Below are 15,653 nucleotides of genomic sequence, written 5' to 3'. Positions count from 1 at the left end.
TGCTCGCATCAGCGGTTGAGCAGGGAGCTGAAGAACGCGAGGATCGCGTTGAAGCCGTCGACGAGGATGCCCCAGACGTTGTTGACGATGTCGGCAGCCTTGACCGGGGAGGTGAAGACGGCGTAGACGAAGAACGCCAGCACGATGATCAGGATAATCTTCTTGGCCTTGGGGCCCATGGTGGTGTCGCTCCTTGGAGGAAGGTGCTGGCGCTGCCCTGACAGCCCCACGGCACAGGGATGTTCCCAGTGTGTCGCACGGTACGGGTGGGGTGCGGGACCGTGCCGCGCGTGTCGGTAGCGAGACCGCCCTGACCGCTATCCTCCTCGCGTGTCGCGAACGCCGGAGCATGCCGCCGCGCTGCGCAGCGCCCTGGCGCGCACAGCGAGTGGGGCCGACGCCGGGGAGCTGGCCCGGGCGACCGAGGCCCTCGTCGCGCGCTACCGGTCCGTGGCCCCCGCATCGGCTCCGATCCTCGCCTCACGGGTGCGCGTCGCGGCATACGCCTCCTACCGGATGCCGGCCACACACGCCGCCCTGGCGCGCGTGCTCGACGCCGTCGCGGCCCGTGGCCTGGCCCCTCGCTCGCTGCTCGACCTCGGTGGCGGGACGGGTGCCGCGGCGTGGGCCGCGGCCGGCGTCTTCGCGTCCCTCGAGTCGATCACGGTGCTCGACCAGGTCGAGGACGCCCTGGCTCTCGGGCGGGTGCTCGTTGCCGACGCACCCTCGCCGGCCCTGGCGGGCGCGACCTTCCGTCGGGCCTTCGCCGGCGCCTGGCCCGACCTGGAGGCCGACCTCGTCACCGTGTCCTACGTCCTCAGCGAGCTCGACGAGCGCCAGCAGGACACGCTCGTCTCCGACGCGATGCGGCGCGGGCGGACCGTCGTCGTCGCCGAGCCGGGCACCCCCGACGGCTACGCCCGGGTGCTGCGCGTCCGGGCGGCGCTCCTGGCGGCAGGTTGGACCCTGCTGGGTCCGTGCCCCCACGAGGCGGACTGTCCCCTGGCGCCGGGCGACTGGTGTCACTTCGCGGCCCGCCTGGAACGCTCCGCCGAGCACCGCCGCCTCAAGGGCGCCGAGCTGTCCTACGAGGACGAGAAGTTCTCGTGGGTCGCAGCCGCGTCCCCGGGCGTCGTGGCACCCCGGCAAGAGGGGGCGACATCGGGCCGGATCCTCCGACATCCTCTGAAGCGCAAGGGTTTCGTAGAGTTCCAGGCGTGCCGCCCCGACGGCACCGCGGGCCGTGAGGTCATCTCGAAGAAGGCGGGGGAGCGTTACCGGCGGGCGCGAGACGCCGAGTGGGGCGACACGCTGCCCTGAGCCCACGGCATACGCACGCAGGAGTCGGCTCAGACGACGCCGTAGAGGCGGTCCCCGGCGTCGCCGAGGCCGGGGACGATGTAGCCCTTCTCGTTGAGCTTCTCGTCGATGGTGCCGAGCACGACCTTGACCGGGATGTTGCTCTCGGAGAGCTCGTCCTCGAGGTGCTTGATGCCTTCGGGGGCCGCGAGGAGGCAGACGGCCGTGATGTCCCGCGCACCCTTGCTCGTCAGGTAGTCGATCGCCATGACGAGCGTGCCGCCGGTGGCGAGCATCGGGTCGAGGATGAAGACCTGCCGACCGGTGAGGTCGTCGGGCAGCCGGTTCGCGTAGGTCGAGACCTCGAGGGTCTCCTCGTTGCGGATCATCCCGAGGAAGCCGACCTCGGCGCTCGGCAGGAGCTTGACCATGCCGTCGAGCATGCCGAGCCCGGCGCGCAGGATCGGGACGATGATCGGCTTGGGGTTGGAGAGCTTGATGCCGGTCGTCGGCGCGACCGGCGTCTCGATGTCGAACGGCTCGACGCGGACGTCGCGCGTGGCCTCGTAGGCGAGGAGCGTGACGAGCTCCTCGGCGAGGCGCCGGAAGGTGGGGCTGTCGGTCCGCTTGTCGCGCAGGTAGGTCAGCTTGTGCGCGATGAGCGGGTGATCTGCGACGTGGACGTCCATGGGTGGAAACTTAGCGCGTGGCGAAGAGATCCGAGACCCCCGGCAAGGGCTCCGTCCCCGGACCGGAGACGTATGCCGTCTGGCTGGGCCAGGCGCTCGACCTGGCCGCGGCGACAGCGAGGGCGCAGGACGTGCCGGTCGGTGCGCTCGTCGTCGACCCCGACGGTCACGTGGTCGGCCGTGGGCGCAACGTCCGCGAGGAGCGCGGCGACCCGACGGGGCACGCCGAGGTCGTCGCCCTGCGGGAGGCCGCGCAGATGCTCGGCTCGTGGCGGCTCGACGGCTGCACCCTCGTCGTGACGCTGGAACCGTGCGTCATGTGCGCCGGTGCGGCGATGGCGGCGCGGCTCGAGCGGATCGTGTTCGGCGCGTGGGACCCCAAGGCTGGGGCGTGCGGATCGGTGTGGGACCTGACCCGTGACCCCCTGGCCACGCACCTCGTGGACGTCGTCGGCGGTGTCCGCGCCGAGGAGTCGGCGGCCCTCCTCGTCGATTTCTTCGAGGGCCGCAGGCTCCGGTAGGGTCTCTCCCGGTGGCGTGTCCGAGCGGCCTAAGGAGCACGCCTCGAAAGCGTGTGTGGGGGTAACTCCACCGTGGGTTCAAATCCCACCGCCACCGCCAGCCAGTGTGATCGGCGCAGGACCCGACTCGTTCGTGAGTCGGGTCCTTCGTCGTTCTCGGAGGCCTTCTCGATTTCGGCGCCACGGGCGTGTGCGGAGCCGGGGGTGGGTATGAGCGCGGCACATCCGTGCACAGCCGTGCACATGCCTGCATCCCTGAGTTCCCACGCGATCGAGGCCGACCATGTCAGATGACCAGTACACCGAGCAGGACCCCACGACGCAGCACGACCAGCCCCGAACCGAGGGCGAGCAGATCGAGCACCCGGGGTTGACGGCCGCCATGGGCGACGAGCCGGACCACGGCGAGGACACCTACCGCGGCAGCGGACGGCTCGAGGGCCGCCGAGCCGTGATCACCGGCGGTGACTCGGGCATCGGACGCGCCGTGGCGATCGCCTTTGCCCGAGAGGGCGCGGACGTCCTCATCTCGGCCCTGGAGTCGGAGGCCGAGGACGCCGAGGAGACCGCGCGCCTGGTGCGCGAGGCCGGCCGCAAGGCCGTGCTGTGCCTGGGCGACCTCACCCGGGAGGAGCAGTGCGCGGAGGTCGTGGACCGGGCGGTGTCGGACCTCGGTGGCATCGACATCCTCGTCAACAACGCGGCATACCAGATGTCGCAGCCGGGCGGCATCGCCGACGTGAGCACGGAGCAGTTCGACCGCGTCATGAAGACGAACCTCTACGCGATGTTCTGGCTGTGCAAGAAGGCACTGCCCCACCTGGAGGCGGGCGCCACGATCGTCAACACGTCGTCGATCCAGTCGCGTCAGCCGTCACCCGAGCTGCTCGACTACGCGACGACCAAGGCGGGCATCGTCGCCTTCACGCAGGCACTGGCAGGCCAGCTGGCGCAGCAGGGGATCCGGGTCAACGCCGTGGCGCCCGGGCCGATCTGGACCCCGCTGATCCCCGCCACCATGGACGAGGACAAGGTCGAGGGCTTCGGGGAACAGACGCCGATGGGGCGCGCCGGCCAGCCTGCCGAGCTCGCTTCGGCCTTCGTCTTCCTCGCGTCGCCGGAGTCGAGCTACGTCACCGGCGAGGTGCTCGGTGTCACCGGGGGCCAGCCCCTCACCTGAGCCGCCTGACCTGCCGACCTCCTCGGCGGTGAGTCCGGTGCCCGCACTGGCAGGATGTGCGCCATGACCACGGACGTTCCCCTCAGTGTGCGCACCCCCTCACCCCTGGGCGAGTTCCTTCGTGCGCGCCGGCACGAGCTCGCGCCCGAGGAGGTCGGCATCAAGCGGGCGAAGGGCCGGCGCCGGGTGGGCCTCAGTCGCACCGAGGTCGCCGAGCTCGCCAACATCTCCGTGGCGTACTACGACCTCATCGAGCGCGGCCGCGACCTGCGCCCGAGCAAGAGCGTCATCGACGGCCTCGCCCGCGCGCTCAAGCTCGACTCCGACGGGCGCTCGCACCTGCACGCGCTCGCGACCGGCACCCCGTCCCGGCGGCCGCAGGCACCCGAGGAGCTGACGGAGGAGCTCGAGGAGCTGCTCGACTCGATCGAGCCCAACCCGGCCTACGTCGTGGGTGCCCGGTGGGACGTCCTCGGGGCCAACCACACCGCGTGTCAGCTCTTCACGGACTGGGAGACCAAGCGGAGCAAGCGTGAGCGCAACCTGCTGTGGTTCTACTGCTGCGACCCCGCCGCGCGCAGCCTCTTCGTCGACTGGGAGCAGGAGGCGGCCGACCAGCTCGCGCTCTTCCGCGAGGCGTACGCCCGGCACCCCGACGACCCGGCGTTCAAGCGGATCCTCGACGAGATCTTCAAGTCGAACCCCGCGACGGTCGAGTGGTGGGAGCGCCACGACACCGACCCGACCCGCGGCCGCACCAAGCGGATCCGTCGCGACAACGGGCAGGTGATCCAGCTGCGTCAGCTCGTGCTCCAGGTGCTCGACGAGCCCGACATCCGGGTCATCAGCTACTTCGCCGACGTCGACGGCGACCTCGACGACATCGAGTTCGACGCGTAGTCAGCGGCGGCGCGTCCCGAAGAGGCTGCGGGTGATCTCGCGGCCGATGACCGTGCCGGCGGAGCGGAGCATCGACTTGAACGCCGTGCTGCCGGCGACCTGCTCGATGATGCTCGGCTCCTCCTTGGGGGCGCGCTTCGGGGCGGACGCGGGAGCGGGGGCCGCCGGGGACGGCGCCGGGGAGTCGGCGGGCGCGGCCGGGGCCGCCTGGAGCCGGGCCGCGAGCTTCTCGTAGGCGGACTCGCGGTCGACGACGTCGGCATACTTCGCCTTGAGCTGCGACGCGCCGATGACGGCGTCCATCGTCGCCTGGGGCGAGGGGTCCATGAGCGAGTTCGGGGCCTTCATCCGGGTCCACGCGACCGGCGTCGGCACGCCCCGGTCGGACAGCACCGTGACGACCGCCTCGCCGATGCCGAGGCTCGTCAGGAGCTTCTCCATGTCGTATGCCGTGTGCGGGTAGGTCGCGATGGCCTGCTTGAGCGACTTGGCGTCGTCGGGGGTGAAGGCCCGCAGGGCGTGCTGGACGCGGTTGCCGAGCTGGGCGAGCACACCGGCGGGGACATCCTTGGGCGACTGCGTCACGAAGAAGACGCCGATGCCCTTCGAGCGGATGAGCCGGACCGTCTGCTCGATGGCCTGCAGGAACGCCTTGCTCGCGTCGTCGAAGAGAAGGTGGGCCTCGTCGAAGAAGAAGACGAGCTTCGGCTTGTCGAGGTCGCCCTCCTCGGGCAGGTCGTGGAAGAGGTCGGCGAGCATCCACATGAGGAACGTGGAGAAGAGCTGCGGGCGGTCCTGGACCTGGGGGAGCTCGAGGCAGGAGATCATCCCCCTGCCGTCGGCGGCCGTGCGCAGCAGGTCGCTCGTCTCGAACTCGGGCTCGCCGAAGAAGTCGCCGGCGCCCTGGTCCTCGAAGGTGATGAGGTTGCGCAGGATGACCCCGGCCGTCGCGCTCGAGAGGCCGCCGAGGTCCTTGAGGTCGGCCTTGCCCTCGTCGGAGGTCAGGTGGGTGATGACGGCGCGCAGGTCCTTGAGGTCGAGCAGGGCGAGGCCGTTCTTGTCGGCGTAGTGGAAGATCAGCCCCAGGCTGCTCTCCTGCGTGTCGTTGAGGCCGAGGACCTTGCTCAGCAGGGTCGGGCCGAAGCTCGTGATCGTGGCGCGGATCGAGATGCCCTCGCCCTTGCCGCCGAGCGAGAAGAACTCGGTGGGGTATGCCGTCGCCGTCCACGGCATGCCGACGTCGGCTGCGCGGCTGGTGATCTTGTCGCCGCCCTCGCCGGGAGTCGCGAGGCCGGAGAGGTCACCCTTCAGGTCGGCGAGGAAGACCGGGACGCCCTGGTCGGACAGCTGCTCGGCCATGAGCTGGAGCGTCTTCGTCTTGCCGGTGCCGGTCGCGCCGGCGACGAGGCCGTGGCGGTTGAGCACGCTCAGCGGGATCTGCACCGGCGCGTCGGCGTGGGCCTGTCCGTCCACCACGGCGGCACCCAGCCTGAGCACGGCACCGTTGAACGCATAGCCGGCGCGGATCTCGTCGATCTGGGTCGTGTCGCCCGTTGCGCCCGTCTGAGGGGCTCCTGAGGCTGCGGTCTCGGTCACGCCTCGCACTCTAGCCGTCGGGTGTTCACGTTCGATGTCTATGCTGTCCCGGTGATTTTCAAGGCCGTCGGCGACTCCCGCCCGTACCCCGACCATGGACTAGAGACGACCAAGGACTGGTCGAACGTCCCGCCACGGGTGGTGCAGCTCGGCGAGCTCATCACGACCAAGAGCACGCTCGACCTGCGCGGCCTTCTCGCGGACGACTCGACGTTCTACGGCGACCTCTTCCCCCACTGCGTCGAGTGGGAGGGCGAGCTCTACCTCGAGGACGGGCTGCACCGAGCTCTTCGCGCCGCGCTGCAGCAGAGACCTGTCCTTCACGCCCGAGTCCTCGTACTCTCCTGACACAGAGCCGCCCGGCCACGGGGGCTGACGAACGAAGGAGCGTGGATGTCGGAGGTCGTTGACCAGGACGACCGCAGGTACCGGGTGCGACGTCAACGCCGATCGGCGATCGTCATCGTGGTCGTCCTGCTCGGCCTGGGCGGTGCGTTCTACTACGCGTCGACGTACTTCCGCGACACGGCCCCCAAGCCGACGCCGTGCACGACGGCGGCCCCGGTCGTGCCGCTCGAGCCGGCCGACGTGAGCCTCAACGTCTACAACTCGACGTCGCACCGGGGGTTGGCCGCCGCGGTCGCCAAGACCGCGACGGAGCGCGGATTCAAGGTCAAGGCGGTCGGCAACGACCCGCTGAAGGCGACCATCGCGCAGACCGCCCAGATCCGCTTCGGCTCCGAGGGAGCCGCGTCGGCGGAGCTGGTCAAGAGCCACGTGCCGCAGGCCGTTCTCGTCGACGACAAGCGCAAGGGCGACACCATCGACCTCGTCGTGGGCCAGGGATGGAAGAGCTTCGGCAAGGTACCGGTCGCCCCCGCTCCCACCCAGACGCTTCGCCAGTGCCCGACGGTGACGGCCCAGAACTGACCCCGGGCGTGACGATGCCGTCCGGCGCGAACCGCGCCGGACGGCATACTCCCAGCAGGGGGTTCGGGGTCAGCCCACCGAGGACGCGGCCTTGACGAACTCGTTCGTGTAGGTCTTGGCCAGGTCGATGCTCTTGCCCTGGACCTTCGGGTTGAACTCGCCGAGGACCGCGAGACACGTCTTGGGGCCGTCCTCCGGCATGAGGCCCGTCGGGTTGAAGATGCCCTTCTCGCTGTTGAGGGCCTTGACGTAGGCGTCCTTGCCGACGCCCTTGTAGTACGCCGCGGGCATCTTGTCGGCGATCGCCGCCCCGTCGTGCTGCTGGATCCAGGCGAGGGTCGAGACGTAGGCGTTGACGAGCTTCTGCACCGTCGCCTTGTTGCTGTTGACCCAGTCGGTCGGCATGTAGAGCGAGGTCGCCGGGTAGGTGCCGCCCAATGCGGCCTTGGAGCCTTCGGCCGTGCGCATGTCGAGCAGGATGAAGGCCGTGCCGTCTGAAACTGCCTGCGAGACAGTGGGCTCCGTCGTCATGCCGCAGTCGATCGCCTTCTGCTTCATCGCGGCGAGGAAGGTCTGACCGGCGCCGACGCCGCGACGGGTCTCCTGCGAGGGGTCGACGCCGTTCTTCTTGCTCAGGTACTGGGTCAGGAAGTCGGTCGAGGAGCCCGTGTCGGTGATGCCGAGCGAGCGGCCCTTGAAGTCGGCCGGGCTCTTGACGGCGCCCTTGAGGTCGCTGCGGCACAGCTCGACCTCACCGGGGATCTGGAGCATCGACACGACGGCCTCGGACGACTTGCCCTGCGCCTGGAGGGCGATGTTGTGGTCGTAGAAACCGCCGACGCCCTGCACCTGCCCGGCGAGCATGTTCTGCGTGGCGTCGCCGCCCGCGGGCTCGTCGACGAGGTTGACGTTGATCCCGGCCTTGGCGTAGTAGCCGAGCTGCTTGGCCAGCATGAAGGGCAGGTAGATCTGCTTGCTCATGCCGCCGACCATGATCGTCACGGTGGGTGCGCTCGCGTCGACCGTGGCGGCGCCGGCGCCGGCGGCCGTCGTGGAGCCCGACGCGTTGTTGGCACAGGCGGCCATCGTGGTGGCGGCGAGGAAGGCAGCGCCTGCTGCGCCGATGCGCTTGGTGTTCATGGGAACTCTCCTTTGAGTCTGTTGCGTGATGGGTGCGTGCTGATGTGCTGAGGTGCTGGTGGGATGCGGGGGCTACTCGACGGCCGCACCTCCATGGGTCTGCGGGGGGCGCCACCGCAGCAGGCGCCGCTCGAGGACGGTGATGAGTGCCTCCGCCGTCAGGGCGATGACGGCGACGAGGACCATGCCGGCCAGCACCCCGTTCATGTCGAAGTTGTTCTGCGACGAGCGGATCAGCAGCCCGAGGCCCTGGTTGGCGCCGAGGATCTCGCCGACGAGGGCGCCGATGAGGGCGAAGCCGAAGCTGATGTGCAGGCTCGCCAGGATCCACGTGAAGGCGGAGGGGAGCACGACGTCGCGTGTCACCTGCCAGCGGGAGGCGCCGAGCAGGCGGGCGTTGGCGATGAGGTTGCGGTCGACCTCGCGGGCGCCCTGGAAGGCGTTGAAGAAGACGCCGAAGAAGACGAGGACGACGGCGAGGATGACCTTCGACTGGATGCCGAAGCCGAAGGCCACGGTGAAGATCGAGCCGAGGATGATGCGCGGGATCGAGTTGGCGGCCTTGAGGAACGGGGCGAAGAGCTCGGAGAGCACCCGGACGCGGCCGAGGGCGATGCCGCAGACGACGCCGAGGATCGAACCGATGATGAAGCCGAGCACGGCCTCCTCGAGCGTGACGAGGATCTGGTCGGCGAGCGACCCCTGGCTCGTGCCGACGGTGAACCAGTCGACGAGGTCCGCCCACACACCCTTGGGCTCGCCCCAGAAGAAGGGGTCGACGATCTTGGCGTTGACGCAGAGCTGCCAGCCGACGAGCAGGACGACGACGATGCCGAGCCGCATGCCGGCCAGCACGACGCGGCGGCGGTTCGCGCGGGCACGGGTGGACGTGCCGGTCATCGCCCGTTCGGGCGGGAACTGTGCGGCCAGGGCGGTGAGGGATCCGTCGCTCTGGGTGGGGGTGTCGATCATGACGCCACCTCCGCCACGCGCGTCGTGCGGGCGTACGCCTCGGCGACCTCGGCGCGCAGCGCCTCCCAGATCTGCTCGTAGAGGCGGGTGAAGCGCGGGTCGAAGCGGATCTCCTGGACGACCCGTGGTCGCGGCAGGTCGATCTCGAACTCGGCCTTGACCGTGCCGGGACCGGCGGTGATGACGACGACCTTGTCGGCGAGGGCGATGGCCTCCTCGAGGTCGTGCGTCACGAAGACGACGGCCGGCTTCGTCTGGTCCCACAGGTGCAGCAGCTCGGTCGACATGATGGACCGGGTCTGCACGTCGAGCGCGCTGAAGGGCTCGTCCATGAGCAGGACGCGCGGCTGGTTGATGAGGGACTGTGCGAGGGCGACCCGCTTGCGCATCCCGCCCGACAGCTGGTGGGGGTATCGGTCCTCGAAGCCGCTGAGACCGACGCGGCGCAGCCAGTCCCGGGCCAGCTTGGCGGCCTCGGTCCGGCTCTGGCCGCGGTAGATCGGGCCCGCCGCGACGTTGTCGAGGACCGACCTCCACGGGAAGACGGCATCCTGCTGGAAGACGAAACCGGTGCCCGTGTCGATGCCCTGGACCGGCTCGCCGTGGACGAAGGCCTCGCCGCGGGACGGGCGCTCCAGCCCCGAGATGAGGGTGAGCGTCGTGGACTTGCCGCAGCCGGTGGGCCCGACGACCGCGCAGAACTGCCCGTCCTCGACGGTCAGCGACAGGTCCTGGATCGCGGTGTAGGTGCCGCCGTCCGCCGTGGCGAACTTCTTGGTGACGTTGCGTAGCTCGATGGCCGCCATTGGCCCCGCCCTTTCTCCTCGTTGAGTTGCGTCACCGTAGGAGCGGGCCACGTCCGGCCGGAATGCTTGTGCTCGTTGCCGCCGATAGCCGCGATAGAGATGGTTTTGTGCAATCTGCTCAGCCATGCTTGGTGGCGACGCCGACGTCGGCGTCACCGGACCACGCGCCACGACGGGGCGGGGCGGGCAGGAGCGGAGGAGGCGTATGCCGCGACTGGGCAGGACGCTGGCCGCCCGGATCCTGCTGGCCGTGCTCGGGATCGTCGTGGTCACGCTCGCCGTCGGCTTCGCGCTCTTCGCGCGCCTGACGTCACAGACCGCCGATGCGCACGCCATCGAGCAGGCGAGCGGGATCGCGGTGACCCTCGGCCGGGTGCCGCAGGTCGCCCGGGAGGTCGTGGACGGCGACCCGTCCCACGTGCTGCCGGCTCTCGGGTCGCAGGTGCGGGCCTCGACGGGCGCCTCCTACGTCGTCATCATCGACCGCACGGGGCTGCGCTACTCCCATCCCAACCCGGCCCTCATCGGGCAGCGCATCGAGGAGCCCGTGGTGGCCCTCGACGGGCAGGTGCATACGGGCATCGACGAGGGGAGCCTCGGTCGCTCCGCCAACGCCCGCGCTCCCATCGTCGACGCCTCGGGGCGCACCGTGGGTGAGGTGTCCGTGGGAATCCTCGAGTCCGAGGTCGGGGTCCGGCTGACGGCAGAGGTGCTCGACATCGCCCTCTATGCGGCGGTCGCCCTCGCCCTCGGCGTCGCGGCCTCGCTCCTGCTCGCACGCGCCATCAAACGGGTGACGTTCGGTGTCGAGCCGGCCGAGATCGTCGAGCTGGTGCAGGAGCGCGAGGCGATGCTGCACGGCATACGCGAAGGCGTGCTGGCCGTCGACGCCAAGGGCGCCATCAACGTGCTCAACGACGAGGCGCGGCGCCTGCTCGGCATCGAGTCGGTCGGGCTCGGTCAGCGCGTCGAGGACGTCGTCCCCGACGGCCGCTTGCGCAGGGTCATCACCGGGGAGGTCGGCGGCGTCGACGTCGTCGCGGTCACGGACGAGCACCTGCTCGTGCTCAACCGGATGCCGGTGCTCGTCGGCGGGCGCAACGCGGGCTGGGTCGTGACCATCCGCGACCGCACCGAGCTCGAGGCGCTGATGCGCCAGCTCGACTCGATGGAGGGGCTCTCGACGGCGCTGCGTGCGCAGGAGCACGAGTTCTCCAACCGCCTGCACGTGCTGTCGGTCCTGCTCGAGCTCGGCGAGGTCGACGAGGCCACCCGCTACAGCCGCGAGCTCCAGGCGGAGACGGCCCTCGTCAGCGAGGAGATCCGGGCCCGCGTCGGATCACCCGTCGTGGCGGCCCTGCTGCTCGCCAAGACCACCATCGCCGCGGAGCGGGACGTCGTCGTGCGTCTGGACCCGGCGAGCCGGCTCGAGGCGGGACACGACGAGCACCTCCCCCTCGTCTCGGTGCTCGGCAACCTCATCGACAACGCCGTCGACGCGGTGGCGGACGACCCCCGGACCGCGGGGACGCATCCCCGGGGCGAGGTGGTCGTCCTACTCACCTGCTCCCACGACACCCTCGTGCTGACCGTGACCGACACGGGCCCGGGAATCCCGGACGACCGGCTCGACGACGTCTTCCTCGACGGCTACTCGACGAAGCAGCCTCGAGGTGCCATGCGTCGAGGGGTGGGGCTCGCCCTCGTGCACCGGCTGGTCACCCGGGCCGGTGGCACGATCGGGGCGAGCTCTCCCGCCGGCGCACGCTTCGAGGTCCACCTACCGCTACGGGTCCGTCAAGGAGTGTCATGATCCGCGTCCTCGTCGTCGACGACGACTACCACGTCGCGCGCGCCCACGCCCTGAGCGTCGCCCGGGTGCCGGGCTTCTCGGTCGTCGGGGAGGCGCACACCGGCGCCGAGGCTCGTGAGCTGGTCGCGGCGACCGAGCCCGACCTGCTCCTGCTCGACATGTACCTGCCGGACTTCAGCGGGCTCGACCTCGTGCGGCAGATCGCCGCCTCCGGTGCGCAGGTGCCTGACTTCCTCCTCGTCACCGCGGCCCGCGACATCGACTCGGTGCGCACCGCGATGCAGCTGGGGGCCTTCTACTACCTCGTCAAACCCTTCAGCTTCGCCGCGCTGCGCGAGCAGCTCGAGGGCTATCGGGCCTGGGCCGAGCGCATCGACCGGGCGCCCGAGGCCGACCAGCACGTCGTCGACGTCCTCTACGGCCTCCGGGGCGCTCCGCCCCGGCGCGCCACGGCGACCCATGCGCTGCAGCCGACGATGGCGCGCGTTCTCGAGATCGTCACGGCGGCGCAGGCCCCGGTGGGGGCGGCAGAGGTCGCGGAGCTCCTCGGCGCGAGCCGCCCGACGGCGCAGCGCTACCTGGCCGGGCTCGTCAAGAAGCAGCTCCTCGACCTCGACCTCGCCTACGGCTCGACGGGACGCCCCGAGCACCGCTACGTGCCTCGCCGCGGCTGACCCCTGGCCCGGTAAAGGTCAGGACGTGTACGGCACCCGCTGCCAGGAGAGCACGTGCTCGGCTCCCGGGCGGTTGACGGTGACCTCGAGGAAGTCCGTGTTGTTGCTCGAGCCGTCGACGGTGACGCGTGTCAGGTTGTCCGCGGAGCCCTGCACGCCGTAGAAGTCGAGCCACCGCGAACCGGCCGCCAGGGGCTTGTCGGAGTTGTAGACGTGGCTGTCACCGTTGAAGAGGTAGACCTCGCCGTCGAAGGCGTCCGACTGGGTGACGAGCTCGCGCACGAGCGGCTGGAAGGCCGAGTCGTCGGCCCACGTCACGGCATACGTCGGGTCGAACATGTCGGCCTGGAGGAAGAGCGCGACGGCTCGGTCGTGACGCTGACGCGCGCCGGCGAAGGCCGAGCGAACCTGTGCAACAGCGCTGTCCATGCGGGCTCGCTCCTCGGCAACCTGCTCCGGCGTCGGCGAGGTGTGGCCGAGCTCAGGCCAGGGGAGGAGCCCGTTGTTGCTGCCCACGACGTGGAGGGTCGCCAGGTCGACGCCCTGCCGGCGGAACGAGACGTTCTCCGGGAAGCCGGCCGCGGCCTGCGACGCCACCGTCATGTCGGTGCCGAGCGTGTGGCCGGGGCGGTCGAAGAACGTCGAGCGGATGGCGGAGAGGCGCTCGAGGGGGTTGTAGGTGCCGTTGTTGGTGCGGTGGCAGTCGGTCCACTCGTTGTCGCCCGGGCTGTAGACGAGTGGCATCGTGAAGCGGTCGAACTGCGTGCGGATCATGCTGAAGTACTCGTTGGTGCACTTCGACGAGCCGTTCTTGATGTCGCCGACGTGGATGGTGAACGACAGGTCCGGCGTCGCGTTGATCTGGTCGGCCCACCGCGGGAGGGCCGCGACCTGGGCGTCACCGTAGGGCAGGTCGCCGATGACGGCGAACCGGTAGTGGCCGTCCTTGCCCTGGCCGGCCGCGTCGCCGGGCGATGCGGTGGCCGCTGCGGCGGAGAGGACGACGAGCGAGGCGGCGACGGCCGCGAGGGCTGGGGTGCGCGAAAGGTGCATGACAGCCGTTATGCCGCATGGCGCGCGGCCGCCACCACCACGAACGGGTGAACGTCAGGCGTCGAGCTGCACCATCGTGGCGACCATGAGCGCCTTGATGGTGTGCATGCGGTTCTCGGCCTGGTCGAAGACCACCGACGCCTCTGACTCGAAGACGTCGTCGGTGACCTCGAGCTCCTTGAGCCCGAACTGCTCGTGCACGTCCATGCCGACCGCCGTCTCGAGGTCGTGGAAGGCAGGGAGGCAGTGCATGAACTTGACCCGCGGATTGCCCGTCAGCGCAAGGAGATCCGCGTTCACCTGGTACGGCGTGAGCAGCTCGATGCGCTCGGCCCACACCTCCTTGGGCTCGCCCATCGACACCCACACGTCGGTGTGGACGAAGTCGACACCGCGGACGCCCTCGGCCACGTCCTCGGTGAGCGTGACCCGCGCGCCGGTCTCGGCGGCATACGTCCTCGCGATGGCCACGACGGAGTCGGCGGGCCACAGCGACCGTGGCGCGACGATGCGCACGTCCATGCCGAGGATGGCGCCGGTGACGAGCAGCGAGTTGCCCATGTTGAAGCGGGCGTCGCCGACGTAGGCGTACGCGATCTGGTCGTCCGGCTTGCCGGCGTGCTCGCGCATCGTCAGCGCGTCACAGAGGGACTGCGTCGGGTGCCAGTCGTCGGTGAGGCCGTTCCACACGGGGACGCCCGCGAAGGCGCCGAGCGTCTCGATGACGCCGTGGCCCGAGCCGCGGTACTCGATGCCGTCGTAGAAGCGGCCGAGCACGCGGGCGGTGTCCTTGGCCGACTCCTTGTGGCCCATCTGCGAGCCGATCGGGTCGAGGTAGGTCGTGCTCGCGCCCTGGTCGGCCGCGGCCACCTCGAAGGCGCAGCGGGTGCGGGTCGAGGTCTTGGCGAAGAGCAGCGCGATGTTCTTGCCGGCAAGGCGTCGCTCCTCGCGGCCCTCCCGCTTGGCGGCCTTGAGCTCGGCGGCGAGGTCGAGCAGCGCCCGGAACTCGTCGGGCGTCAGGTCGATCTCCTTGAGCAGGTTGCGGCGGTGGAGTGCGGCGAGCGACATGGACGTGATGGTTTCAGGAGTCGTCGACGCGCGGCAATCCGGTCTCAGGTGCCCGGGCGTCGACGGAGCCGGCCGAGCCGCCAGCGGAGCTGCTCGACAAGGGCGCGAGACTGGAGGGGCACGACCACGCGGGGCCCCTCGCCGACGCAGAAGACGACCTCGTCGAACCGGTGGATGCCGGGGCGGCGGGCCACGGTCTGGAAGGCATCGCGGACCGCGCGCAGCTGCGCGACGGTCATGAAGGGCGACGGCTCGTCGGGCTGGTAGCGCGAGCCGAGCGGGTAGTCGCGGCCGGGGGTGCGCGTCATCTCGACGTGGCAGCCGAGCACGTGCTGGACGTCGCGCTGCTCGGCGAAGGCGACGAGCCGGTCGAGCGTCGCCAGGAGCGCGGTGGGGTCGTCGACGTAGATGCGACCGGGATAGACCGTGTCACCCGTGTGCAGCAGGCCGGTCATCGGGTCGTGGACCGCGATCGAGGCCTCGTGATGGCCGGGGATGCCGAAGACCTCGAGGGTGCGGCCGCCGAGATCGAGGGTGACGACCTCTGCGGGCCGGTCTGAGATCCCGAAGTAGGCGCGCACGGCGTCGACGTCGTGACCGACGACCGTCGTGTGCGGACGATCGGTGAAGGCCGCGTCACCCGCGACGTGGTCGCCGTGTCCGTGCGTGTGCGCGACGACGAGGTCGTATGCGTCGGGCGGGGTGCGCGTGGACAGCCAGTCGGCGACGAGCCGGTCGACCGTCCCGCGCAGCGTCGTGCCGTCGACGGCGCCCGTGTCGAGCAGCAGGGCGCGGCGCTCGCCGAGGAGCAGCAGGATGAACGGCGCCTCGAAGGTGACGTCCTTGCTCTGTCGGATGAGGACGGTGCCTGGCGCGAGGGCGTGGACCTGCAGGGGTGGGTCGGTGCGCCGTCGGGGCGAGGGGGAGCCGTGGATCCAGCGGACGTCGGTGTCGATAGGCACGAGGTCGGGGCGCGGCATGCGGGCGAGTGTGCTCTGGTCCGCGGCGTCGC

The 15,653-nt window shown here is 70.3% G+C and carries 17 protein-coding genes and 1 tRNA gene; 9 read left to right on the top strand and 9 right to left on the bottom strand.

Annotated elements, in window-relative coordinates:
* Positions 1-8: 8 nt before the first annotated feature.
* The gene (locus AB4030_RS11500; RefSeq protein ID WP_442279357.1) at positions 9-179 is read right to left on the bottom strand and encodes a hypothetical protein; all 171 of its coding nucleotides are present in this window, start codon (positions 177-179) and stop codon (positions 9-11) included.
* A gap of 151 nt (positions 180-330) precedes the next feature.
* On the opposite strand from AB4030_RS11500, the gene AB4030_RS11495 reads away from it, so the two are divergent.
* Positions 331-1,320: a small ribosomal subunit Rsm22 family protein gene (locus AB4030_RS11495; RefSeq protein WP_442279356.1), complete on the top strand. Its 990-nt coding sequence runs from the start codon at positions 331-333 to the stop codon at positions 1,318-1,320.
* A 29-nt stretch (positions 1,321-1,349) separates the two neighbouring features.
* Here the strand turns inward: AB4030_RS11495 and upp are convergent, their stop codons facing one another.
* Positions 1,350-1,988: a uracil phosphoribosyltransferase gene (gene upp, locus AB4030_RS11490; RefSeq protein ID WP_442279355.1), complete on the bottom strand. Its 639-nt coding sequence runs from the start codon at positions 1,986-1,988 to the stop codon at positions 1,350-1,352.
* A gap of 17 nt (positions 1,989-2,005) precedes the next feature.
* Between upp and AB4030_RS11485 the strand changes: the two genes are divergently transcribed.
* The 4 genes from AB4030_RS11485 (at position 2,006) to AB4030_RS11470 (ending at position 4,589) form a co-directional block, all read left to right on the top strand.
* Positions 2,006-2,509 (top strand): nucleoside deaminase, encoded by a 504-nt coding sequence (locus tag AB4030_RS11485; protein ID WP_442279354.1) that lies wholly within the window; start codon positions 2,006-2,008, stop codon positions 2,507-2,509.
* A 10-nt stretch (positions 2,510-2,519) separates the two neighbouring features.
* Positions 2,520-2,609: transfer RNA gene (locus AB4030_RS11480), tRNA-Ser, on the top strand.
* Between the two features lie 183 nt (positions 2,610-2,792).
* Entirely contained in the window at positions 2,793-3,689 is an 897-nt protein-coding gene (locus AB4030_RS11475; protein ID WP_442279353.1) for an SDR family oxidoreductase, read from the top strand.
* Between the two features lie 63 nt (positions 3,690-3,752).
* Positions 3,753-4,589 carry a helix-turn-helix transcriptional regulator gene (locus AB4030_RS11470; protein ID WP_442279352.1) on the top strand — a complete coding sequence of 279 codons (837 nt, stop codon included), beginning with the start codon at positions 3,753-3,755 and terminating at the stop codon, positions 4,587-4,589.
* Here the strand turns inward: AB4030_RS11470 and AB4030_RS11465 are convergent, their stop codons facing one another.
* On the bottom strand, positions 4,590-6,185 hold the full coding sequence (locus AB4030_RS11465) for a helicase HerA-like domain-containing protein (protein ID WP_442279351.1): 1,596 nt from the start codon (positions 6,183-6,185) through the stop codon (positions 4,590-4,592). It abuts the gene before it with no gap.
* 51 nt (positions 6,186-6,236) lie between these two features.
* Here AB4030_RS11465 and AB4030_RS11460 point away from each other — a divergent pair, with 51 nt between their 5' ends.
* Both AB4030_RS11460 and AB4030_RS11455 read left to right on the top strand, forming a co-directional pair.
* Positions 6,237-6,533 (top strand): type II toxin-antitoxin system VapB family antitoxin, encoded by a 297-nt coding sequence (locus tag AB4030_RS11460; protein WP_020145941.1) that lies wholly within the window; start codon positions 6,237-6,239, stop codon positions 6,531-6,533.
* A gap of 45 nt (positions 6,534-6,578) precedes the next feature.
* On the top strand, positions 6,579-7,115 hold the full coding sequence (locus AB4030_RS11455) for a LytR C-terminal domain-containing protein (RefSeq protein WP_442279350.1): 537 nt from the start codon (positions 6,579-6,581) through the stop codon (positions 7,113-7,115).
* A 69-nt stretch (positions 7,116-7,184) separates the two neighbouring features.
* Here the strand turns inward: AB4030_RS11455 and AB4030_RS11450 are convergent, their stop codons facing one another.
* The 3 genes from AB4030_RS11450 to AB4030_RS11440 form a co-directional block, all read right to left on the bottom strand.
* On the bottom strand, positions 7,185-8,255 hold the full coding sequence (locus AB4030_RS11450; RefSeq protein ID WP_442279349.1) for an ABC transporter substrate-binding protein: 1,071 nt from the start codon (positions 8,253-8,255) through the stop codon (positions 7,185-7,187).
* Between the two features lie 72 nt (positions 8,256-8,327).
* Positions 8,328-9,227, bottom strand: a complete 900-nt coding sequence (locus AB4030_RS11445; RefSeq protein ID WP_442279348.1) for an ABC transporter permease — start codon at positions 9,225-9,227, stop codon at positions 8,328-8,330.
* On the bottom strand, positions 9,224-10,033 hold the full coding sequence (locus AB4030_RS11440; protein WP_442279347.1) for an ABC transporter ATP-binding protein: 810 nt from the start codon (positions 10,031-10,033) through the stop codon (positions 9,224-9,226). The genes AB4030_RS11445 and AB4030_RS11440 overlap by 4 nt, the downstream gene beginning before the upstream one ends.
* 124 nt (positions 10,034-10,157) lie before the next feature.
* Here AB4030_RS11440 and AB4030_RS11435 point away from each other — a divergent pair, with 124 nt between their 5' ends.
* Together AB4030_RS11435 and AB4030_RS11430 are read left to right on the top strand one after the other, a co-directional pair.
* Positions 10,158-11,846 carry an ATP-binding protein gene (locus AB4030_RS11435; protein WP_442279346.1) on the top strand — a complete coding sequence of 563 codons (1,689 nt, stop codon included), beginning with the start codon at positions 10,158-10,160 and terminating at the stop codon, positions 11,844-11,846.
* A complete protein-coding gene (locus tag AB4030_RS11430) occupies positions 11,843-12,520 on the top strand; it encodes a response regulator (RefSeq protein WP_442279345.1) in 678 nt (225 codons plus the stop codon). Before AB4030_RS11435 ends, AB4030_RS11430 begins: the two co-directional genes overlap by 4 nt.
* Before the next feature lie 18 nt (positions 12,521-12,538).
* Here the strand turns inward: AB4030_RS11430 and AB4030_RS11425 are convergent, their stop codons facing one another.
* Genes AB4030_RS11425 through AB4030_RS11415 form a run of 3 tightly spaced genes read right to left on the bottom strand, consistent with a single transcriptional unit; the run spans position 12,539 to position 15,621 of the window.
* Positions 12,539-13,573, bottom strand: a complete 1,035-nt coding sequence (locus tag AB4030_RS11425; RefSeq protein WP_442279344.1) for a metallophosphoesterase — start codon at positions 13,571-13,573, stop codon at positions 12,539-12,541.
* A gap of 54 nt (positions 13,574-13,627) precedes the next feature.
* On the bottom strand, positions 13,628-14,641 hold the full coding sequence (gene argF / locus AB4030_RS11420) for an ornithine carbamoyltransferase (RefSeq protein ID WP_442279343.1): 1,014 nt from the start codon (positions 14,639-14,641) through the stop codon (positions 13,628-13,630).
* A 44-nt stretch (positions 14,642-14,685) separates the two neighbouring features.
* Entirely contained in the window at positions 14,686-15,621 is a 936-nt protein-coding gene (locus AB4030_RS11415) for an MBL fold metallo-hydrolase (RefSeq protein WP_442279342.1), read from the bottom strand.
* Positions 15,622-15,653: the final 32 nt, after the last annotated feature.

Origin of the sequence: Terrabacter sp. 2YAF2, assembly GCF_052114705.1 — a bacterium.
GTDB lineage: Bacteria > Actinomycetota > Actinomycetes > Actinomycetales > Dermatophilaceae > Terrabacter.
Note: the sequence above shows the minus strand (reverse complement) of the source record. Positions and strands in the feature narration are given on the sequence as shown.